This is a genomic window from Desulforapulum autotrophicum HRM2 (genome assembly GCF_000020365.1).
GTDB lineage: Bacteria > Desulfobacterota > Desulfobacteria > Desulfobacterales > Desulfobacteraceae > Desulforapulum > Desulforapulum autotrophicum.
The window spans coordinates 2,668,897-2,691,004 of the sequence record NC_012108.1; the positions used below are offsets into that span (position 1 = coordinate 2,668,897).

The 22,108-nt window shown below is 50.8% G+C and carries 18 protein-coding genes; 8 read left to right on the forward strand and 10 right to left on the reverse strand.

Going from position 1 to position 22,108, the window contains the following annotated elements:
* Positions 1-25 precede the first annotated feature (25 nt).
* Both HRM2_RS11620 and HRM2_RS11625 read right to left on the reverse strand, forming a co-directional pair.
* Positions 26-1,108, reverse strand: a complete 1,083-nt coding sequence (locus tag HRM2_RS11620; RefSeq protein WP_015904203.1) for a DNA-methyltransferase — start codon at positions 1,106-1,108, stop codon at positions 26-28.
* Positions 1,105-1,782: an LOG family protein gene (locus tag HRM2_RS11625; protein WP_041273908.1), complete on the reverse strand. Its 678-nt coding sequence runs from the start codon at positions 1,780-1,782 to the stop codon at positions 1,105-1,107. Before HRM2_RS11625 ends, HRM2_RS11620 begins: the two co-directional genes overlap by 4 nt.
* A gap of 357 nt (positions 1,783-2,139) precedes the next feature.
* On the opposite strand from HRM2_RS11625, the gene HRM2_RS11630 reads away from it, so the two are divergent.
* The 3 genes from HRM2_RS11630 to HRM2_RS11640 are packed head-to-tail and all read left to right on the forward strand — an operon-like array spanning position 2,140 to position 5,867.
* Positions 2,140-2,625, forward strand: coding sequence for an RNA methyltransferase (locus HRM2_RS11630; protein ID WP_015904205.1), 486 nt, complete (start codon positions 2,140-2,142; stop codon positions 2,623-2,625).
* Between the two features lie 32 nt (positions 2,626-2,657).
* Positions 2,658-3,467 (forward strand): hypothetical protein, encoded by an 810-nt coding sequence (locus HRM2_RS11635; RefSeq protein WP_015904206.1) that lies wholly within the window; start codon positions 2,658-2,660, stop codon positions 3,465-3,467.
* A gap of 12 nt (positions 3,468-3,479) precedes the next feature.
* The gene (locus HRM2_RS11640; protein ID WP_015904207.1) at positions 3,480-5,867 is read left to right on the forward strand and encodes a Lon protease family protein; all 2,388 of its coding nucleotides are present in this window, start codon (positions 3,480-3,482) and stop codon (positions 5,865-5,867) included.
* Between the two features lie 168 nt (positions 5,868-6,035).
* On the opposite strand, the gene recD2 is transcribed toward HRM2_RS11640, so the two are convergent.
* Positions 6,036-8,516 carry an SF1B family DNA helicase RecD2 gene (gene recD2, locus HRM2_RS11645; protein ID WP_015904208.1) on the reverse strand — a complete coding sequence of 827 codons (2,481 nt, stop codon included), beginning with the start codon at positions 8,514-8,516 and terminating at the stop codon, positions 6,036-6,038.
* Between the two features lie 233 nt (positions 8,517-8,749).
* On the opposite strand from recD2, the gene HRM2_RS11650 reads away from it, so the two are divergent.
* Positions 8,750-8,950: a cold-shock protein gene (locus HRM2_RS11650; protein WP_015904209.1), complete on the forward strand. Its 201-nt coding sequence runs from the start codon at positions 8,750-8,752 to the stop codon at positions 8,948-8,950.
* 284 nt (positions 8,951-9,234) lie between these two features.
* On the forward strand, positions 9,235-9,435 hold the full coding sequence (locus tag HRM2_RS27640; protein WP_015904210.1) for a hypothetical protein: 201 nt from the start codon (positions 9,235-9,237) through the stop codon (positions 9,433-9,435).
* Positions 9,436-9,604: 169 nt separating this feature from the next.
* Here HRM2_RS27640 and efpL read toward each other — a convergent pair whose 3' ends face one another.
* The 7 genes from efpL to HRM2_RS11695 all read right to left on the reverse strand — a co-directional run bounded on the left by efpL (position 9,605) and on the right by HRM2_RS11695 (position 20,325).
* A complete protein-coding gene (gene efpL / locus HRM2_RS11660; RefSeq protein WP_015904211.1) occupies positions 9,605-10,171 on the reverse strand; it encodes an elongation factor P-like protein EfpL in 567 nt (188 codons plus the stop codon).
* Positions 10,172-10,178: 7 nt separating this feature from the next.
* Entirely contained in the window at positions 10,179-11,144 is a 966-nt protein-coding gene (locus tag HRM2_RS11665) for an alpha/beta fold hydrolase (RefSeq protein ID WP_015904212.1), read from the reverse strand.
* Positions 11,138-12,190 (reverse strand): 3-oxoacyl-ACP synthase III, encoded by a 1,053-nt coding sequence (locus tag HRM2_RS11670; protein WP_015904213.1) that lies wholly within the window; start codon positions 12,188-12,190, stop codon positions 11,138-11,140. Before HRM2_RS11670 ends, HRM2_RS11665 begins: the two co-directional genes overlap by 7 nt.
* 7 nt (positions 12,191-12,197) lie before the next feature.
* On the reverse strand, positions 12,198-17,792 hold the full coding sequence (locus HRM2_RS11675) for a beta-ketoacyl synthase N-terminal-like domain-containing protein (RefSeq protein WP_015904214.1): 5,595 nt from the start codon (positions 17,790-17,792) through the stop codon (positions 12,198-12,200).
* A gap of 259 nt (positions 17,793-18,051) precedes the next feature.
* A complete protein-coding gene (locus HRM2_RS11685; RefSeq protein ID WP_015904215.1) occupies positions 18,052-18,999 on the reverse strand; it encodes a DMT family transporter in 948 nt (315 codons plus the stop codon).
* Positions 19,000-19,075: 76 nt separating this feature from the next.
* Positions 19,076-19,795, reverse strand: a complete 720-nt coding sequence (locus HRM2_RS11690) for a rhomboid family intramembrane serine protease (protein WP_015904216.1) — start codon at positions 19,793-19,795, stop codon at positions 19,076-19,078.
* Complete coding sequence (locus tag HRM2_RS11695; protein ID WP_015904217.1) at positions 19,792-20,325, reverse strand: hypothetical protein; 534 nt, start codon at positions 20,323-20,325, stop codon at positions 19,792-19,794. The genes HRM2_RS11690 and HRM2_RS11695 overlap by 4 nt, the downstream gene beginning before the upstream one ends.
* Positions 20,326-20,428: 103 nt before the next feature.
* On the opposite strand from HRM2_RS11695, the gene HRM2_RS11700 reads away from it, so the two are divergent.
* Genes HRM2_RS11700 through HRM2_RS11710 form a run of 3 tightly spaced genes read left to right on the forward strand, consistent with a single transcriptional unit; the run spans position 20,429 to position 22,105 of the window.
* Positions 20,429-20,659, forward strand: coding sequence for a MoaD/ThiS family protein (locus HRM2_RS11700; RefSeq protein WP_015904218.1), 231 nt, complete (start codon positions 20,429-20,431; stop codon positions 20,657-20,659).
* A gap of 3 nt (positions 20,660-20,662) precedes the next feature.
* Complete coding sequence (locus HRM2_RS11705) at positions 20,663-21,352, forward strand: HesA/MoeB/ThiF family protein (protein ID WP_015904219.1); 690 nt, start codon at positions 20,663-20,665, stop codon at positions 21,350-21,352.
* Positions 21,353-21,370: 18 nt separating this feature from the next.
* A complete protein-coding gene (locus HRM2_RS11710) occupies positions 21,371-22,105 on the forward strand; it encodes an SIR2 family NAD-dependent protein deacylase (protein WP_015904220.1) in 735 nt (244 codons plus the stop codon).
* Positions 22,106-22,108: the final 3 nt, after the last annotated feature.

A 22,108-nucleotide genomic window follows, 5' to 3' on the forward strand; every position in this document is an offset into this window, starting at 1 on the left:
GGGGCCATGTTCAGGGGTAACCGTCCTATACCTGGGTGAACAGGTCGGGTTCAGGTTCCGGGAATGGGGTGTATTCGACCTGGAATGCCCTTTGTTCCAGGTCACGGGTTATGGACTGGACCCCGTCCAGGTGGAGAAACCGCTCCTGGTTTGTGACAACCTCGAAACCATGGGTGTCGTTAAAGTGCTTGAACGTTTTTTTCTCTTGTCGTCTGGTCTTTACAAAGGCCTGGTGCCGTTCGAGTCTCTGGAGAATTTCCTGGTTGAGAAGAGGTTTTGAGCGCTCGATACGCTGGGAAATGGGTTCCCAGAATCCAGGGTCAACCTCGAACCCCAGGCTGTTTCGCCCTGCGGCCATGGCGGCAAGGGTCGTCGTTCCAAGGCCCAGAAAAGGGTCCACCACAATGTCTTGCTTGACCGAAAACATGTTGATGAGCCGATAGGGCAGGCTAAAGGGAAAGGATCCGCTTCGCTTTCTGACGGCTTTGTCTTCAAGCTTTTGAACCGTGCCTTTGAGGTCGAACCAGACATCGGAGAACCATTGGTTCCGCTCTTCCCAGAACAGCGCGCTTTGTCTGCGGTTCTCTTTTTCCCCCGCGCTTTTGAATTGACGTTTGTCTCCCTTTCTCAGGATGAGAACATACTCATGTTCCAGGGTAACATAGGCCCCGGCCGGGAGCATACCCGATCCCATGAACTTATTGGGGGCATTGGTCTGTTTTCTCCAGAGGATCAACGGCATGGGGGAAAATCCCAGGTTCACCATGGCGGTTAAAATCCTGGCATGATTTGGATAAAGTTGAAAAACGCCATCCACAGTCCTGGTTGCATCTCCAATATTAATGCAGGCAAAGGATCCCGGGGCCAGGATCCGATAGGTTTCCTGCCATACCTGGTCAAGTTTGCGGTGCATCATCTCAAAGGCTTGCATGCCTTTGCCCTGGGAAAGGGCGGCCTTGATGTCTGCATTCTGGGAGCAAAAAAGGTCGTCCCACATTTCCACCATGGGATAGGGCGGGGAGGTGACGACCAGGTTGACAGAGTTGGATTCAACCGCTCCCATGTCGGCGCTGTCGGTAAAATGAACGCGATGACGGGTTGTTGTCAATTACTTTCCTTTTTCCTGTATTCCAAAACCGCATTTACAATTTCCTGGGGATCGTCCAGCACTTTGAATATATCGAGGTTCTCCGGTGATATCATCCCATTGTCGAGCAAACTTGCCCTGATCCAGTCCACAAGGCCTGACCAGTAGTCGCTGCCAACCAGGATGACAGGCAGGGGTTTAATTCGATGGGTCTGGATCAGTGTAACTGCCTCAAATAGTTCGTCAAGGGTGCCGAACCCACCGGGAATGATAACGTAGGCCTGGGCATATTTGATGAACATCACCTTGCGGATAAAGAAGTAGTTGAACTCCATTTCAATGGTGGTATAGGGGTTGGGTGCCTGTTCGTGGGGCAGATTGATGTTTAGGCCGACCGAGGTTCCGCCGGCTGAATTGGCACCCTTGTTTGCAGCCTCCATAATGCCGCCGCCGCCGCCGGTGATGACGCCGAATCCTGCCTTGACAAAAAGGGCAGCAATGGCTTCTGCCTTTTTAAAGTAGGGGGAGTCTGGAGCGGTTCGGGCTGACCCGAAAATGGTGACCGCAGGGCCGATATTGTGCAGGGTGTCAATTCCTTCGACAAACTCGCCCATGATTTTGAAAAGCCGCCAAGATTCACCGCTTTTAAAGTCGTCAATGGGATATTTCCCATTGGAAGATTTTTTCTGTCTCATCTGGTTCAAATAATTTCTCCTGATTGTATGAAAAATTTTTTCCGGCCCACAGCCGAAGACTATACTATTCAGCCATTGCCCTGGTAAAGGGGCACCTATCTTTACCGAAAATGATAATTGACGGCTCCATCTCTACCTCCCCTGTTCTATGATCTGATGGTAAACGAACCGGCTTATTATGGGGTTATTCAGCTTAATTATTATCATAAACAGGCAGATTGGCATAGTCAAAAATCCTCCGGCCTCCATGTTCAGCAACGGACACCGTCTATCACTTACCGATGCAGCCACAACTATAATTGATACCCGGGATTCAATGGCGTTGACTGTATTGGTTTACAGAGATAAGATATAAAAATGTCAAGGGTGAAGCAGAAATACAAGCAGGACGGTTTCTACGGAATTGGTTTGATCCACTCGGTCAAGGGGCTCAACATCGGCACCCTGTGGCGGTCGGCCTATATTCTCGGGGCGTCGTTTATCTTTACCATAGGAAACCGCTACAGCCGCCAACCCGGGGATGTCACCCGGACCTGGACCAGGATTCCCCTGTTTCACCATGACACCTTTGAAGACTTTTACAGCCATCTGCCCCATGACACACGGCTTATAGGGGTTGAAATGGGGGATACCGCGGTTGCCCTGGACCGTTTTGACCACCCTTCACGGGCCGTCTATCTCCTGGGTAATGAACAGCTGGGGTTGTCACCCGGGGTGATGGAAAAATGCCATCGTTTGGTAAAACTGCCCGGAGCGTTCAGCCTGAATGTTGCCGTTGCAGGAAGTCTTGTCATGTATGACCGGGTCTCAAAAATCTCCCATGCTTTTCCCGGGAGGTTGTAACAGGTATCGATAAAATTGGAGGAGGAAGCACCATGGGATTTCGGGACAATCTGTTAAAACGGATCACCATAAACAATCTTGTGCGGACCATAGATAGGACCATTGGCACGGCTGAAAGCGGCACCAAGGTGGACAAGAAATCCATGAAGGAACTCCTTGGAATGTCCACCTTTGTTGTTCACAGGGAGCGGGACATGGATCTTTACATAAGGCCGCTGAACGATAAAATTCATCAGATCCTTGTACTGGACAATGAACTTCCGCTGTTTGAGACCTCCCTTGATGATGTTCTGCTCAGAAGGGACCCCACTCTCAAGGAGATGATCAGCATACGCAACGCCCTTAAAATTCTGAACGATAAGGATGTGGTAAAGTTCAGGAGAAAGACAAGTCTGGATTTTCTCCACAAGGACCTTCTCAAGGATCTTGACCTGACCTTTTCAGATGAAGATCTTGAGTCCATTTTCAATCAGGCCGTAAAAGCCCTTGCAGACCGTGACCGGGACGGGATAGTTGAGGCAATCGTGCTTTTTTCTGAAATTCTGGGATATGTTCCGGCAATCCCTGCCTTTGAGATCAGGCAACACCGGGTCTGGGGAAAATCTGGATCCGACATTCCTGGAAAGACTGTCTTCGGCCCCATGGTCATCTACAATCCTGATACAAACCGCTTAGTACTCTGGGTTGAATCTGTTGAAAAACTTGATCCCGGAGCGGTTGAAAGCTTGTTTATGGAAAAAAATGAGCAACCCTCCCAATGGATCCAGGGTCCTGCCGTATTCGAATTTCTCCGGGACAAGGCCCGTGCCCAGGGATTTGTGGCTCCCATGGCCCTAAACTAGAAGGAAAACAATATGCAGCAAAAGTTCAAGATTCAGGCCCGGGATATTGTCAAAGCATTACCCTCGGGATTGTTTGATTTTCAGGATACGTCCCAGTTACCCCCCCTGGACACGATAATTGGCCAAAAAAGAGCTGTTGAAGCCATTGACTTTGGTTTGAACATGAAGGGCCCAGAGTATAATATTTTTGTAACAGGCCTTGAAGGAACTGGAAAATCAACCATTGTCAAAAAACTTGTCCATGAACATGCCCTGGACCATGAGATCCCTCAAGACCTTTGCCTGGTCAATAACTTTGACGATGCTTACCGTCCGGTTGTCATTGAAATGCCGGCAGGATCGGCCGTTTATTTCAGCAGAAGCATGACCCAGTTCATCGAAGTACTCAAGACCAAGATCCTGGATCTGTTTAAAACTCCCCAGTTCAACGAACAGCAGAACGCCATTGAGAAAGAAACCCTGGACCGTCAAAAAGAGCTGTTTGACGGAATTGAACGCTTTGCCCGGGAAAAAGGTGTTTCCATCGTCAGGGCTGATCCAGAGTATCAGGTTGTACCCCTCCATGATGGGCAACCCATGTCAAATGAGGCCTACCAGGCACTGGATGAAAGCCTGCGCAAAACCATTGACGATGGCATGGCTGAGGTCCAAGATAAACTCCAGACCTGCCTCATGGAAATCAATACCCTTGGTGAAGAGACCAAGGCTCAGCTGAAGACCCTGGTTGCCGCAAGAGTCGAAGAGTTGATTTCAGAACAGATCGATCCGATTCGTTACTATTTCAAGGATTGCAGTGATATCCAAACCTACCTGAAAAAGGTCACAGCGGATATTATTGAAAATATTTCCCTGTTTCTGGGCAGGCAGACCCGGGAGGATCTTGAACAGGAAAAATTCCTTGAGATGACCCGGGCCCTTGTGAAAAAATATCAGGTCAATGTCCTTGTGGATCGCAGACAGGAACGAGGGGCGCCTGTGGTGTTTGAGCCCAATCCAAACTTTCATAATCTGTTTGGCAAAATTGAAAAAAAACCGGCCATGGGTTCGTTTGAGACTGATTTTACCATGGTTCTGGCAGGGTCTCTGCTCAAAGCCAATGGGGGATACCTGATCATCAACATTGAACCCCTTCTGGTCAATCCTGCTGTATGGGAAGCCTTGAAAAGTACACTCCAGGAATCCAGACTCAGGATTGAAGACATGCCCGGTCAGGCAGACTACGGTATGCCCTCGTTGAAGCCTGCCCCCATCCCCCTTAATGTCAAGGTTATTCTGGTGGGGGGCTACGAACCGTTCAGGCTTTTACAGAGCGAGGATTCCCGGTTCAACAAGATATTCAAGGTCAGGGCTGATTTTGACTACGAAGCTGAAAAGACAGACGAGAACCTATACAATTATGCACGGTTTATTGCCCGGGTTTGCGGGAATGAGGCCCTGCTGGGTTTTACGGCCCAGGGGGTTGAGGCAGTCATTGAATATGGCAGCCGCATGGTGGCGGACCAGCACAAACTTTCCCTCAGGTTTGGACAGATCCTCGGTGTTCTCAAGGAGGCTGATTACTGGGCAAAGAAAACAGGAGCCCCAGTGGTCGACGGTGAACATGTGGCAAAGGCTTTGAACCAGTTCCGGTTTCGCCACAACCTTTACGAGGAAAAGATGCTCGAGCAATTTGAGGATCAGTCAGTCCTCATGGATGTCCATGGCAGTGTTGTCGGCCAGGTCAATGCCCTTGCCGTGTATGACATGGGTGAAATCGCGTTTGGACGGCCTACACGGATTACAGCGGAATCCTATATGGGAACGCCCGGAATCATCAGTATTGAACGTGAATCGGATCTGTCAGGGGAGACCCATGACAAGGGCGTGATGATTGTTGCAGGCTACCTTGGCAGGATGTTTGCCCGCAATTACCCATTGAGCGTGAGCATCAGCATCACCTTTGAGCAGAGCTATTACGGTATTGACGGCGACAGCGCCTCTTCAACCGAGCTTTACGCCGTGCTTTCAAGCCTGTCCGGGGTCCCCATTCGCCAGGAAGTAGCTGTTACCGGTTCTGTGAACCAGAAAGGAGAAATCCAGGCCATTGGGGGTGTGAACGAAAAAATCGAGGGGTTTTACGACATCTGCGTTAAAAAGGGCCTCACCAAAAATCAGGGCGTCATGATTCCCGCCTCAAACATGAGAAATCTTGTATTGAGAAAGGATGTGGTCGATGCCATTGAACAAGGGATGTTTCATCTCTATCAGGTCACCCGGATTGAACAGGGCATTGAGGTCCTGACCGGTGTCAGGGCCGGTGAACCCGACGAAAGCGGAGTCTACCCTCCCGAAACGCTGTTTGGAAAAGTCCATGAAAAGTTAAAGAGATACCATGAACTTTCCACCATGTTCAATAGATAAGGCCCATGATCGGAATAAAATCTTCCAAAACATGGCGGAGGATTTTAAGTCGTATTCAAGGCGCGTTAATGGGAGCATATTGAAATATGTGCCCATTAAGGCAACGAAGAAGACGGATTAAAAGACACGCCATGTGGGAGGTTTTATTTTGATCATGGGCCTAAATGCTCAGTTCAACAGCGGTTGCGCCAGAAGTTGCTCCAGGGCTGTCTGTCTCTGACCGGTATCCTGGTTCATCACGGCCATGGCCAGGGCCTTTCTTGTTCCCACAAACAGGGCCAGGGTTCTGGCCCTTGTCAGTCCCGTATAAATGAGGTTGCGAAACAGCATCTTATAGTGCTGGGTCATGACCGGGATGATGACTATTTCAAACTCGCTGCCCTGGGATTTGTGGATGGTAACGGCATAGGCAAGGTCAAGCTCAATGACCTCCTCCTTCTGGTAGATGACCTCCCGGCCGTCAGGAAAGAATGAAACAACGCATGTAAGTTCGACATTATCAATGGAGACAATCCTGCCGATGTCTCCGTTGAACACCCCCAGATCATAATTGTTTTTTCGATGGATAACCCGATCACCGACCCTGAAAATTCTCTCTCCGACTTTCAGCTGGGCCGTTCCATGTGTCAACGGATTGACAGCCGCCTGGATGACCCGGTTGAGGTTGATTGTTCCAAGGGTTCCCCTGGTCATGGGGGTGAGAATCTGGATTTCGCTGCTGCTGCCATAGTACTTGGGTATCCAGTGCTGAAAGAGCATTTTCACCGTATCAAGGGCTGTATATCCATAGCGCAGGGAGGACCAGGGATGAACCTTTTTCAACACAGCTTTAAGTTCTTCAATTTCTGTTTTTGCACCACAGACCTGCTGCAGATCCACATGCTGGAATTTTTTCGGGATGGTGATTGGGTTTCCATGGAGCCCAGGGTCGTTGACGCCGAATTCAAAGGGGTTGGACACCCTGCTGGTTTGATTCTCCCGGGGGTCGTCAACCAGCCGTTTAACCCGGTTGATAAAGGTGAGCTGCTCGCGGGTGGCCTCGTCTGCATCCACAAAAAGGCAGTCCACCCGTTGTTGCCATGCGTCAGGTCGTTTAAACGGCGATTCAATCCAGGGTATTTCACCCTGGTTGATCTTGTGGGCATACTTGATGATCAGCGATTCCCGGGCCTGCCTGAAAATTTCTGTCAGTCGAAAGCAGGCCACGCTGTTGGAGGCAATGATGTCTTTGAGGACATTTCCCGCCCCCACTGAGGGCAGCTGGTCTGAATCTCCGATAAAGACCACCTGGCACGCTGCCGGCACGGCCTTTAAAAGGGAGGCAGTGAGGGTGATGTCAAGCATGGAGCATTCGTCCACAATGAGAAAATCGCAATCAAGGGGGCTTTTTTCGTTTTTCCTGAAACTGCCGTTTTGCCATCCCAGCAGCCGGTGGATGGTCTTTGCCTCCTGGCCGATGAGTTCCTCCATGCGCTGGGCCGCCCGACCCGTGGGCGCAGCAAGAAGGACGCTGCGTCCCATGGCCCGGATCAATTCCACCAGAACCCTTGTGGTGGTGGTCTTGCCGCATCCGGGTCCCCCGGTGAGGACAGAGAAGGGTTCACCCACGATTCCCTCCACCGATGCGGCCTGCTCAAGGCTTAGTTCCATGGCGTTTACCCTGCAATAGCGGTGGATCCAAGCGGTAACTCTTTGTCGGTCAACCGGGCACGGCCCAATGGATGCCTTAACCCTTTTTGCAACATAGCGTTCGTCAAAGTAGAGGGACCTGGAATAATAGCAGGGCTCTGCCACCTTGTTGTCAATCACCAGGTGACGTACCATGACAAGCCTGTCCTGTTCCATCTGATCGAGAAGCCGGGTCAGACCATGGGTAAGGTCAAGCTGCAGAAGTTCTGAGGCCTGCTGATTGATCTGGGAAAAGGTTAGAAAACAGTGTCCGAAATTTCTGCCCGCAGCCAGCACATGCTCTATTCCGGCCATGATCCGCTGGGGGCTGTCAAGGCTGAGACCGATGCTCAGGGCCACCTTGTCCGCCGAAAAGAAACCAATGCCGTAAAAATCGTTTGCCAGCTGATAGGGGTCCCGGCTGACCGTGTCAATGGCCGAGTCACCATATAACTTGTAGATTTTTACGGCAAAAAGGGTGCTGATGCCGTGGGACTGGAGAAACATCATGACGTTTCGGATGGCCCGATGTTCGATCCAGGCTTTTTCAATGGTTTTGAGTCTTTTTCGTGCGATTCCGGGCACCTCAGTCAACCGTTCAATGGACTGTTCAAACACATCCAGGGTCTGGTCGTTGAAATGGCGGACTATCTTTTTTGCCGTCTTTGGACCAACCCCCTTGATTAATCCCGAGCCAATATATTTTTCAAGGGCTGCCGTTGTTGCCGGTTTTTTTTCCTGGGCCGTTGTTGCCTGGAACTGGCGTCCGAATTTGGGATGGACAGTCCAGGTGCCGGTAAATGCCATGGTGGCACCGGCAAACACCTTGGTCTGGTGAACAATGACCGTCTCATGGCCCTGGGGATTGCCAAAGGGAGTGACCCTGAGAATGGACCATCCGTTGTCGGCATTGTGAAAGGTAACCCGTTCCACAATTCCCTGGAGGCTTTCTTCAATGACGCCGGTATGGGATAACTGCATGGGTTTCATTCCTTGTTTTTTACATGAATTTCGTCAAAATTGCATTTTAAATAAAAAAATCAATTTTGCTTCATTTATTCCTTGATTTTTTGTTCATTTGCGTATAATCCTTTTTTTAGTTATACGCTATAGGTTGCGTATAAGGGTTTTTCCTATCAAGGTGAATTTCCCCGAGAAAAGAAGCAACATTGCCCTTAATTTGAAAACAGGTTTTTACAACAGGAGAGTGCCAAATGGCTAATGGTATCGTAAAATGGTTTAACGACTCAAAAGGTTTTGGATTTATTGAACAGGAAAACGGAAAAGATGTATTTGTGCATCACAGCGGCATTAATGCAACAGGATTTAAATCCCTGAACGAAGGAGACCGTGTTTCATTTGATATTGAAGAAGGTCCTAAGGGCCCCTCTGCAACAAATGTAACTGTTATATAGTCGACCGTTTTATCGTTTTCTTGAAAAGCCATTTTGGCAGCTTGAGATAATTTAAAGAAAGAGAGTTCCTGGGAAAATTGCCTGGGAACTCTCTTTTTTTTATGGGAAATCATTCTTTCTTGACCCTTGCCTTTCCATGTTCTACAACACCGGGTAATTGAATATTTTCAAAGCTGGATGGTACAACCATGATTTTAGTTCTGGAAAAATTCTTTTTGACCTTTCACCGACTGGAAAAAGATGGGTGCAGTCCTGTTTAGGTTCCATATCACCCGATTAAACAGATGGTTACTGAAAAAGATCCAGGACGAAGATTTTCTGCGATATCAAATTACGATCTAATTTTTATAACAGAAAGACAATTTAAAAAAGCCATTAAAGCCTGCAATCTCAATAAATTAACCCATAATGAAGCTGTCTATATCCCAAGGATTTTACTTGAAAAAGGATTTCCCAGGGTGAAAATATCTCCCATGAAGAAATAATTGACGAACTCATCAAGGCCCACGTGAGGGAACTTGTTATCCTTACCAGAAAAAAAAGGGTGCACCTGGGGGGATGTTGAGAAGATCGGACAGGATCAATCTAAAAACCGGTATGATCAACATCCCCTAACCGACCCTGTGGCGTCCCAGGTGGTTGATTTTAACGTGATTAGGCCTTTGACATGAATTTTCTTGTTTCCGTGTTAACCTTTATCAGTTCGCCGGGTTCAAGGTATTCAGGCACTTGAATCTCAACTCCGTTGGCCAGAACTGCCGGTTTGGTCCGTGCCGATGCGCTGGCACCTTTAATTCCCGGTGCTGTTTCGCTGATTTCAAACACAAGGGCGTTGGGCACTTCAAGGGAGACCATTTCTTCTTCAATGATCAGAGCCACAAGCCCCTCCATGCCGTCGGTGAGCCACACAAGCTCATCTTCAATACCATCCTGGGAGATCATGTATTGCACATAGGTGTCGTTGTCCATGAACACATGGATGGGTCCATCCGGGTAGAGGTACTGGACCGAGCGTCGGGCAAGGTCAACCCCTGTGACCATGTCGTTGCCCTTAAAGGTCTGTTCATGTTTCTGCCGGGTTTTAACATTGTTGAACCGGATCTTGTAAAGGGTTGCAGCACCCCTTGCAGAAGGAGATTTCACATCCACCTGCTTTACCGTGTACACCTGGTTGTCAATCTCAACAACACTGCCTCTTTTTAAATCGCACGCCTTTGGCATAATAAGTTTAGTACTCCTCTATGAATTTTTTGATAAGATTTGATGTTTCATCGGGTTTGTCCTCAAACAGATAATGGCCTGCATCCTCGAAAATATGTGTTTGGGCATGGGGAAACCGTTTGTTCCACTCGTCAAGGAACGACAGATCAAACACAAAATCGTGTCTGCCCCATAGGATCATCATGGGAACGGTTTTAAGACCTTCAAGGTGGGTGTCCACCCAGTTGACAAGTTCGTAGCTTTTGTCCCTGGGTGAAAGGGGAATGTCCTGGACAAATTTGAGGGTGGCGATCCTGTTTTTCCACGAGTTGTAGGGTGCCGTGAGCCCCTGCCTGACCGTTGTTGAAAGTGATTGTTTCGGAGCCATGTAAAGGGCTGCCCTGGCAAAGAGATTCAGGCCCTGAATCCCTGGAATGGCAAACCAGGGAAGGTATTTGATCAGCCAAAGCCGCAGGGGAAATCGTTTTGCCCCGGGAAGATGAAACCCCGAGGTGTTGGTGATGATGATCCTGTCTATCCTGTCCAGGTGACGAAGGGCCCAGGCGCAGCCGATCATACCGCCCCAGTCGTGGACGACCAGGGTGATCTTTTTTCCAAGGTCAAGGCTCTGGATCAGACGGTCCAGGTCCCGGACCCTTGATGCAAGGGTATAGTCGTAATCCCTGGTGGACGGCTTGTCAGACAGGCCGCACCCCATGTGGTCGGGAACAATGACCCGGTGGTTCACCGAAAGATCCCGGGCAAGCCTGCGAAAATAAAACGACCAGGTGGGATTACCGTGGACCATGACAACTGGACTTCCCTTACCCAGGTCAAGGTAGTGGAGTTTGTGCCGGTCCAGGGTCATGAAATGGGGAACAAAGGGATATATTTCATAAAAATCCTTGGTGCCGACCATGGTGCCGTTGATCTTTCTTCTGATGCCCGGACTTTTGATGTTTCTGCTTTGCTCCGCTGGATCCCTGGTTACCATTTTACCCCCATCATCAGGCAGTTGAGACCAGACCCGATACCAAGTAAACCCACAACGTCGCCGGGAAGGAGAAATCCCCTTTCATCTGCAATGGCAGCCGTCATGGGCAACGATACCGTTCCCATGTTGCCAAGATAGGGAAAGGTGGCATAATCCTTTGCTTTGTCGATATTAATGGCCTTATGAAACATCTGCTGGTGGGTTGAGCCCACCTGGTGGCAGATGAACTTGTCCGGCTTGTTGTCCCCGAGGTTGAGTTCCTTTTTAAACCGGTCAAAGGTGATCTTTGCAAGGGTGAGACCGTTTTCCAGCACGCCGTGGCCATTGGTTCGCATGCACACCCGTGAATGGGTCGGCATGCCCGATTCCTCAAAGGTCCAGCGGCACATGTCATGGAACTCGTTGGCCTGCTGAACCACACCGCCCATGAGGGCATGGCGGTGGACGGCATCGTTGCCAAGGGTGCCGTTGGTGAGAAGTACTGCGCAGGCCCCGGAACCGCCGGTCATGGTGGCTATGGTTCGCTTGTAAAAGTCCACGCTCTTTCGTTCGTTGATCTCATCAATCGTGGCGTCTACAATCTGCCGGGCCGTCTCACACGACACCACCAGGCCTGCGCTGATGTGGCCTAGCTCAATCTCGTTGGCCACCTGAACCATGCCGGTAATGACCCCGAGGCAGGCGTTGGAAACGTCATACACATGGGCCGAGGGGCTTATTTTGAGTTCGTTGGCAACGGCACAGGCCGTTGCCGGTTCAAAACCGTCCCGGCCAACCCCGCAGAACACAAGGCTTTCGATACTCAAAGGATCGATTCCAGCGGCCTCAATGGCCTTTTGTCCAGCCTTTGCAGACCCCTGGGCCAGGGTGTGCTCAACATCCCAGAACCGCCGTTCCCGAATACCAGTCAGGGCCAGGAGCTGACCTTTGCCAAAACCGACCGATTCATAAAAAGGGGCAAGCCTTGCCTCGATCTCATCGGTTGTGACTGCATGGGGGGCAAGTTCGTACCCGATGGCATCAATGAATACCTTTGTATATTTCATAGATTGTTTAACTCCATGTTCGTTCTATCTCCAGACGGGTAAGTCCCGCGATTTTCAATCCCATATTTTTGTAAAGAACGATCCTGTGATTGTCGGAAAACATGTGGGCATCGGCAATCACATAGGGTTCAGGATTATAACCCATCTCCTTGACCTCAATTTCGTAGCGGGCCTTTTTAGTATGAACGGTCACCGGACCCCGGCATTTGAGATCACTTTCAATGCCTGGGACAACATCGTAATGAACATCGTCGTTTGTTGAAATCCATCCCATGCGCTGGGTAAAAATTCTCAGGGTATGGGCGCAGCATTCGTACATCAGGGTTCCGGGCATGACCATGTCGTCGATGAAATGGCAGGTCAGAAACCAGTCATCAGGCTGAATGTCTGCTTCGGCGGTTATCCGTCCAAGGCCGAATCTGCCGCCCCTGGGTTCAACGGCGGTGACCCGGTCCAGAAGGTGCATTCTCTGTCCTGGAAGGCGCATATTTTTACCAAGAACAATGCCTTTAAAAACAGGGCCAAAGCACTTGTTCAGATCCCCGTTCCTAAGGGCGTTGATCTGGGAATCGTCATAGTGTTCGTTGACCATCTGTACCGGGGGAATCCAGGGACTCGGGGGCTGATGGGTTTCCCTGTCCCGGGCTGTGAGAATGATCCCCCCGGAGTTTTCAACCTCTTCGGGTGTGAAAAATCCCGCACAGCCCTCCCGCATGGAAATCAGCAGATCGTTGTTGACGTATCCCCTGTAGTGGAAGAAGAACAGGTGGATTTCACCCTGCTTGAGGAAGCGGTCGATTTCAATGTGATACTCAATGGTTTCACCCGGACAGGGCAGGTCCCGGTGAAAGGTCACCTTTGCATCTAGAAGCCTGTAGCGCCGTTTACCCTGGACCTGGTGGTCAATGCCGAGCCAGGAGCAGAGAAAAAGATCTGCCTGGCCCGCCTCGATTGTGATGCTGACCGGCGTTTTTCCACCGTCCAGGTACCAGGCCTTGTCAACGACATCGTGCTGGGTGACGATGCGCCCCGGACCCATTGAAAGCATTTCACCGTCAATGGACATGATTCTGTCCACCAGCATGAGGGGTTCCTCGGGTAGCCTTACCCGCACAGGATAAGTATCTATGATCTCAAAGGCTTTGCCCAGAACGTTCCCCGCCCGTCCCCTTGCAAATTCAAGACAGCTGTCCCGGTCAAAAATCGGTTCTGGCAGCCTGGGAGAGGCGATACCGGTTCCAGGCGTGGGTGAAGGGCCTTTGACAAAGGTGACATCACCATCCATGGTGTCTGCCGCGGCCCCGGCAAGGGCGGCAAACTGGATTTCATAGGCCTGCATGTTTGTCTGGGTCAGGGTTAAAAACAATTCATGGGCCCGGGCAGTCAATCGGGGGGAATCGAAAAGGGCAGGGTGCTCCATCCCGGGTGTTTTTTGTTTCTCAATAGACTGGGAAGCCTCGATTTGGGTTTGTTGCTGCGGTTTATCCCAAACGGCAGCCATTGTATCACATTCAACCATTGATCTTGCCGTTGGAATGGATAATGTCTGGACCGGTGGCTTTGGGGCGGTCGTTTCAGGCTGGATAAATAGCCGTGCCAGATCAAGTTCAATATTGTGGGCCGCAAGGGTTGCAAGGCCTTTGAGCAGGACGCAAAGGTCATTGTCCCCAGCTGAAGTTGAAGACAAGGACAGGACAAGGTGGGGCCGATCCTCTAAAATCCGCCCCACGGCCCGGGTGCATGAGTTGCCCGGTCCCATTTCCACAAAGACCCTTATCCCGTCCTCCCATGCCTGGTTGATGAGCCGGACATAGTCAAATCCCCTGATGGTTTGGTCAACAATGGACTGGGCCGCAGTTTCTGTGGTGGGAAGGTATCTTGTGCCCCTGCTGCAACTGTAAAAATCAATGCCAGGGACAGGGGTACAGGTAAATTTGTGCAGTTCCCGATAGGCCTCGGCACAGGCTTTTGCAATGGGACAGTGGACGGCAATCACCCCTTCAAGGAACATGGCACCGCAGCCCAAAGCCTTGATCACGGCGTTGACCGAATCTCTGCTGCCACCAATGACCGTCTCGTCGGGCGTATTTCTGATGAGCAGATAAACCCTTTCATGGTTGCAAAGCTGGGTTTCAATTTCACGGGCGCTGCGATTGACTGCGGCAACGGTCCAGTCTGGTGTTTCGTCGTCGCCAAGGCCCCAGCTCTGCTTGACTGCAAGAAACTTTCCGGCAAGTTTTTCAGTAAAAAGGTCGGATTGCTCCATGCGGGTCAGCATCTGGTCAGGGTCATTCCACACCCCAAGGGAGAAGAGTGAGGCGGTTTCCCCAAGGCTGTGGCCGATGCCTGCCTGGGGTGTCAGGCCAAAGGTTCGGCTCACCCGGGTCATGAGATCGCCAAACAAGACCTGGCTGTAAATCAGATTGCAGGCAGGGGTGGTCGTTCTTTGTTCCATCTGGTCAAGGATTTCAGGAAACAGAACGCCGATCTGCCTGCCCATGGCGGGAAAGTGATTGCCCGATCCAGGGTATAAAAAGGCCATCCTTCCCTTTTGCCCCATGGGGTTGAGGGTGTACACGATTCCTTCAGATCCGTCGATTTGACACGCCTGATTGTCCTGGACTGCCTGGATGGCCGTTTGAATGAGGTGTCTGAGGGTGTTTGTATTGTTTGCAAGGATGGAAAGCACAGGACCTGTTGATGGCCGGGTCTGTCTGAACCAGGCGGCTCCAATGGCATGGCAGGAGGGGCAGGGAGCTTCCAACATCAACCGGACCACAAGATCCTCCAGCTCAAGGAGCCGGGTTCTGAGACCGGCAGTTGATCCTGCCCTTACGATGAAAAGGGTGGTTTCCGGTTCACCCAGGGGGTTGAGTCTTTGTTGAGGGCAATCCACCCCTTCAAGGAGAAGATGTGCCACCTCCCGGTCCCGGGTGATGGCCGTTACAAGGGCTCGTCTGGGCAGATTCTTGTCTGTTTTTGTCCAATATGCCGGGTGTTTCGGGATATGGATGGGGCTGTTCCGGTCAAACGGTTTGATCGGAGTGTTAAAACCGGGAACCGGTGGAATGATATGGTGAAACAGGGCAAGACTTGCCTTGATGGCCGACAGTAATCCTGCAGCGGCCCCGGTGTCTCCACTGGTCGCCCGGGTACTGCCAACGGCGCAGTCAAACTGAAGGTGTTCAAGGGCTTCTAATTCCATGGTATCATTCCATGGGTCTGCACTCCCATGGGCCTCGTAGAGACCCACGGACGAAGCAGCCACGTTTCCATGGGTAAGGCAGCGCTCAAGGGAGCGTCTATAGGCGTCAACCATTGTTCTGCCTGAATTGCTGACACCATCCCGGACCAACGGTTCTTCTGAAAATTGATTGGAACCATCAGCCGTTTCCTGTTCTGAACTTCCCGGACCGGCATTGGCTGTTCCCCGGATTATCGAATAAATTCGGTCTTTGTCCTTTATGGCCTGGTCAAGGGGTTTTAAAATAAGGGCGCAGGCACCTTCAGACGGCAGGGTTCCCCTGGCTTTTCTGTCAAAGGGCAGGGTCTCATCCTGCCCGGAAAAGGGGGTCAGTCCATGGGTCAAAAGGGTCTGTCGAAGGTCGCCTGCCATATCCACGGCCCCGCACAGGAAAAGATCGGTTTCACCCGATTGAAGACAGTTAACCCCGATCTCAATGGCCTTTAAACCCGATGCCGACTGGGCCGAAACGGTAAAGCAGGGGCCGCCGAGCTTGAACTCCCTTGCAATCCGGCTTGCAACGATTCCCCCCAGGGCGCCCAGGGTCCGGTTGGCCGTCAAAGGAGGAGAGAAAAGGTCTCGTATTTCATGGGCCTTGTTGTCGACGGACCAGCGAAGGTGGAAATCAGCTGCACCAAAGTCAAATTCAATGCCGATTGCCGCTCCAAATCTGTCCCTTGGACCTTGCTCCTTTCCCGGTCGCAGGGAAAGACCTGCATCTTTCATGGCATCCCTTGCCGCCTTGAGCATGATCAAATGCTGGGGTAGAAGGTCTGGGATCTGGTTTGGTGGAAGGTGAAATTCCCCTGGAAAGGTTGTGACCTGATTGATCCAGAACCCTTTGATCTCTGGAATATTATTTGTGTCTGAGGGCATCACCCGCCATCTTTGTCCAGCCGGTTCAGGTAATCGGGTCCTGCCGTTAAAGACTTGTTCTTTAAATTTTTCAAGGGTGTCGGCCGTTGCAGTCAGGGTTGCCATGCCCACAACGGCAATGGGTTCCGGCGCTGTTTCCTTAACATTCCTGGGCTGAAAAAATTGTCTGGATGCATTGGGTTGGTATCCTTCGACAAGCACATGGGCGTTGATTCCGCCAAAACCAAACCCAGAAATACCGGCCCTGGGAACCTTTGCCTTCCAGGGCTCAGGTCGTGTCTGCACCCTGAAGCCCGTTTCGTACAGGGGACTATGGGCAGTGGGTTCCTTAAAATGGAGGGAAGGGGGAAGCTGTTGCCTGTCCATGGCAACCAGGGTTTTGATCAACCCCGCAGCCCCTGCTGCCGTTAGAAGATGGCCGGTCATGGATTTTATGGATCCAATGGCACAGGGGATATTGGCGCAACCAGCATTGTTCCACAGGGTCTTCATGGAATTGAGTTCGATATTGTCCCCCACAGGGGTGGCAGAGCCGTGGCACTCAAGGTGCTGGATATCCCCAGGTAACCACCCGGCATTTTTAAATGCCGTTGCCATGGCCCGGATCTGGCCGTCCGAAGCCGGTGCCACAAGGTTGCCTTCGATGTCGTTGGACCACCCGGCCCCCTGTATCACCCCCCATATCCTGTCGCCTGCTGCAACGGCGTCCTCAAGGCGCTTGAGTACAATAATACCTGCGCCTTCACCCACAACAAGTCCGTCTGCACTTTTATCAAAGGGAGCGCACCGCCCGGTTGGTGAAAGGGCCTTGAGCTGGGTGAAACCCACCTGGGTGTAGAGTGAATCGGGTCGTGACACCCCACCTGCGATCATCATGTCTGCCCTGCCAAGGGTGAGCTCCCGGCAGGCAAGCTTGACCGCGTAAAGGGACGAGGCGCAGGCCGCATCCAGGGTAAAGCTTCCTCCAAAAAGTCCCAGAGCCCGGGACAATATCGTGGCAGGCACAGAGACAACGCCTGCGGAAAAGATGTCGGCCCGGGAGATCGTCCTGGTGTCACCCATGATGATTCTTCGGGAAATATCAGATGCAGCCTGGGTTGGAAGACTGATTGCAGCGAGGATAACCCCGGTTTTTTCCCTTATCTTCTGGGAGTGCGAGGTGGATTCAAGGGCCAGTCTTCCTGTGTGGAGCACCATCTGGTGCACGGGATCAAGGGCAGCTACAAGGTCCCGGTCGATCAAAAAGCCATCTGGGTCAAAGGAGAAGCCCTCCACAAGACCGGCCCTTCTCGAGCAGGCAGCATCAGGCTTGTACACGGTTGAAACAACCCGGTCGGGCGGGATAACCCATCGATGGTCTGGAACATCCACGATCGCCTCGTGGCAGGCCATGATGTTATCGGCAAATTGGTCAATGGTATGGGCACCGGGAAAGATACCGGAGATTCCCGTTACGGCGATGTTATCGGCAGCGTTTTTCATAACTGGGTCATATAATTGAGAAAGGGATTAAATACAAGGGAAACTCAATTTCAAACCAGTTGCCCATGGAAAGGGGGGAAAAGCCTGGAAGGCATAAACGATAAAAAAACAGATTGTTATACTCTCCTTTAAATGCAGTGCCAGGTATGTAAAATTTATGTAAAAGCCCAAAGGGGTTTCCATTTGTTGTTTTTTAATCATTTCCTTGGTTTGGGATCCCATCGTGGTAAAGGCCATCCCACCTTGGAGGTTCAGGCGTTCATGGTCGAGCTTGAGCGGTGCTGATCCGCTTGAGACCCTTGAATTCATAATTAGCGGTAAAGATGCCCGAGGCAATGAGCAAGACACTGTAAAAATGGATAATGGTGACATTTTCTTTTAAAAAGAAGTGGGCCAAAAAACCGCTAAAAAGGGGTAAGGTATAGTATACCATTCCCGCTTTTGAAGGACCCACCGCCACGACTGCCTTGTTCCATAAAACAAAAGCAAAAAAGGAGGCAAAGATGCCCACATATAAAATGGATACAACGGCCTTTGTATCAAATGGGATGGAAGGTGTGATGGTATATTCCCAGACAAAAAAGGGAAATAGAAAGATGAGTCCCAGAATAAAGGTGGCTGCCTGGAAGGCCCAGATGCTTAACTGCTGGGGTTTGGATCTCAATAAAAGACTGTATACGGCAAAAATGATGGCGGCCAGAAGCATCCAGAGATCACCTATGGCAAAAGAGATATTGAGCAGGCTTGAAAGGGCCCCACGGGTGATCAGTAGGACAACCCCTGTTACAACAAGTACGATGCCGATGCCCTTGTTCAGGGTGAGTCGTTCCCGGAAAAAAATTCTGGAAAAAATGACAATAAAGATGGGAAAAGTGATGGATATCAATGATAAATTGACAGCGGTGGTTGTGTGACCGGCAAAATAGATCAGGGTGTTGAATATGGTAATTCCCAGCAATGAGGTGACAGATAGATATCCCATATTTTTTTTAAGGATACCCCATTGGGCAATAAGTGGTTTTAATGCAAAGGGCAAAAATACAATCACGGCAACCAGCCACCTGCAAAAGGCAAGGGTGATGGGGGGAATCGTTTCGTTAAGGCCCCGAGCAACGATGAAATTGCCTGACCAGATGGCCGTTGCAGCAATGGCAAAAAGGTAGCCGGTCAGGATTTGTGAGTTTTCTAATCTATTTTTTATTTTCATACCTTGTTATCTATATTGATTTTTCTGAAAAACTTTTGTTTGATTTTTAGGAACCCTGGTTTAGATGTCTAAAACATCAAATGCTCAAATATACGGCAGACACAAGGGCCCATGTCAGGACCCCCAGGGTCAGGAAGATACAAACACCTGCAGCAATACGATGGCCGGCATTTTCTTGCTTACGTTCGTTGTATCCCAGCAGCCATCCCAGGAAAATACCTGCAACCACACCGCCACCGTGGCCCCAGTTGTTGATGCTGGGGATTAAAAGCCCGATGACGGCAAGGCTGACAACCCATCCGGTGGTCTGCTTGTAAACGGCCTTGCCAAAGTCCCCACCCCGGGATTTTCCGAAATAAAGGGCCGCTCCGATCAATGCGCAGATGGCGGCCGAGGCCCCAATGGTGACGCCCACCCCTGCAAGGTATGAAAGATAGAAACCCAATGTTCCTCCAATGGCGTAGATGGCAAGCATTCGGCTGATGCCATAGGCATGGATGATGAGGGGGGCTATCTGGACAAGGGCCGTCATGTTAAAGAGGATGTGCACAAGGCTTCCATGGAGCCAGTTGGCTGAAATAAGGGACCACCACTCATGGTAGTGGTCAATGGGAATGGTTCCTGTGGCACCCAGAAAGATCAGGGCATTCATGGACGGTGAAAAGGCCGTAAAGGGGTTGAGGGAAATTTGTATCTCCCTGCCGCTCAGGGCAAGGCTTGCCACAAAAAGGGCCACATTAACATAGATGATGTATTTGACAACAAGGTCCGGTGTGATTCGTTCTTTTTGCATCATTGGACAGTTTCGATTTCAAGGGAGTCAATATAGGATTTAACCCCGCCGAGGCAGAGGGTGAACATCTTTGTGCCCACAAGAATGGCGATGGGGTCCTGGGGGCAATTGCAGGCTGTGGCAAAGGCAGGTCCCATAACAACGGTGGGTTCGGACGCTTGATCCGGGTTTGACTGCATGGCCCGGACATAGCCGTCAAGGCGCTCTTTCAGGATACTGAAATAATCAATGGACTGGCCGGATGTGGTGGCAAGAAGGGTAGAAATTTTGGTTGCCACCTCCCTGATCTGCTCCCAGAAAAGAAGACTCAACCGCTCTTTGTCCGGGTGCTGGGGCAGATAAAAGGCGATTGCCCAGCCAACACTCAAAATTCTAAGGATTTGAAGTTCATACTCCACCGTTGCCATGTTAAGATCGTTTTCTTTGGGGATGGTCTGGACAAGGGCTTTTAAATCATCACGGTCAATGGCGTAGGTTGACAAATTGGTGGCCAACGCTTCTATGGCTATCGTTTTTTTTTGGGTTTGACCCATCTTGTTTCACCTAAAGTTTATTGTTGCACAGATTTATATGGTTGTGTCATAGTTATTACTTCTAATATCAAATAACGGCACGGTGGGAAAGTGGTAATCTAAAATGATTGAAATTGAAGTCAAACTGTTTGCAACCCTGGTTAAATATCGTCCCAAAGAATCAGATGCATTTAAACTCCCCGACAAGACAACCATCGCAGGGCTTCTTTCCAAGCTCAATATTCCTGAAGAGGAAACCAAGCTCATTTTTGTCAACGGTAAAAAACAACCCATGACCCATGAGGTGCAGCACGGGGACCGGGTAGGCATCTTCCCCCCTGTGGGAGGCGGTTGAACCATGGAGCGCTACAGGCGCAATTTCAACACCCTTTCCCAGGATGAACAAACTGTTCTGTCCGAGTCCAGGGTGGCTGTCATTGGCCTTGGCGGCCTTGGCGGCGCCGTGGTGGAGGTGCTTGCAAGGATCGGGGTGGGTGCCCTGGTTCTCATGGACGGTGACTCCTTTGAGACGAGCAACCTCAACCGGCAGATCCTTGCCACTGAAGCCCTGGTCGGTCATTCAAAGGCCAGTGCGGCAAGCGCTCGGGTGGGTGCTGTAAATGCGACTGTTCAAGTGGCAGCCTGCCATGATTTTTTGGACAGCGAGAATGCAGATGCAACGGTTAAAGGATGTGATCTTGTGATCGACTGCCTTGACAGCATCGAAGCCAGGTTTCTGCTGGAATCTGCCTGCAAACGGGCAAAAGTTCCTTTGGTATCCGGCGCCATCGCAGGCACCCTGGGCCAGGTCACCACCATCTTTCCCCAGGACCCGGGGCTGACGCTTGTCTATGGGGATCAAACTTCCCCACGGTCAGACGGCGTTGAACAAGAGATGGGTACCCTGGCTTATACAGCCATGTTCATTGCGGCAATCGAGGCATCCGAAGCCATCAAGGTGTTGCTCAACCGGGGGGAGTTGCTGAGAAACCGGCTGCTCATCATTGATCTCATGGCCCTTTCCTTTGACACGGTTGAACTGACCTGATAAAAGGAGCGTTTTACTATGTATGCAAAGGCAGCAATGATGATAAAATCGGCACGTCGCTGTGTGGCATTTACCGGAGCCGGTATATCTGTTGAGAGCGGAATTCCACCTTTCAGGGGAGAAAACGGCCTCTGGAACAGATACGATCCGGCCACTTTTGATATAGAATATTTTTTAAGCCATTCCACCCAATCCTGGGAGGTGATGAGGGATGTTTTTTACAACCTTTTTTCCGGCATCAAACCCAACACGGCCCACTATTCGCTGGCAGAGCTTGAGCAAAGGGGCCTTGTCAAGGCCATCATCACCCAGAATGTTGACAACCTCCACACGGAAGCGGGAAGCAGTGTGGTTCATGAGTTTCACGGTTCCCTGAAGCGGCTGGTTTGTCTCAACTGCCACAAATCCGTCAAGGTCGACCAGACGGATCTTGCCGCTCTTCCTCCCCGGTGCGACCATTGCAGGGGAATAATGAAACCCGATGCGGTTTTCTTTGGAGAATCAATCCCCGAGCCTGCACATTCACGGTCGTTCAAAGAGTGTGAACAGGCGGACTGCTTCGTTCTCATCGGCACCACAGGCGAAGTGGCCCCGGCCAACCTGATTCCCAGGATGGCCAAAGAACGCGGGGCCGTCATCATCGAGATCAACACAACAAGCTCTTTGTATACCCGGTCCATTACCGACGTTTTTTTAAAAAACCGTGCAACCCTTGCCATGGAGAAGCTCATGGAAGAGATTGACAAACTGTAGTAA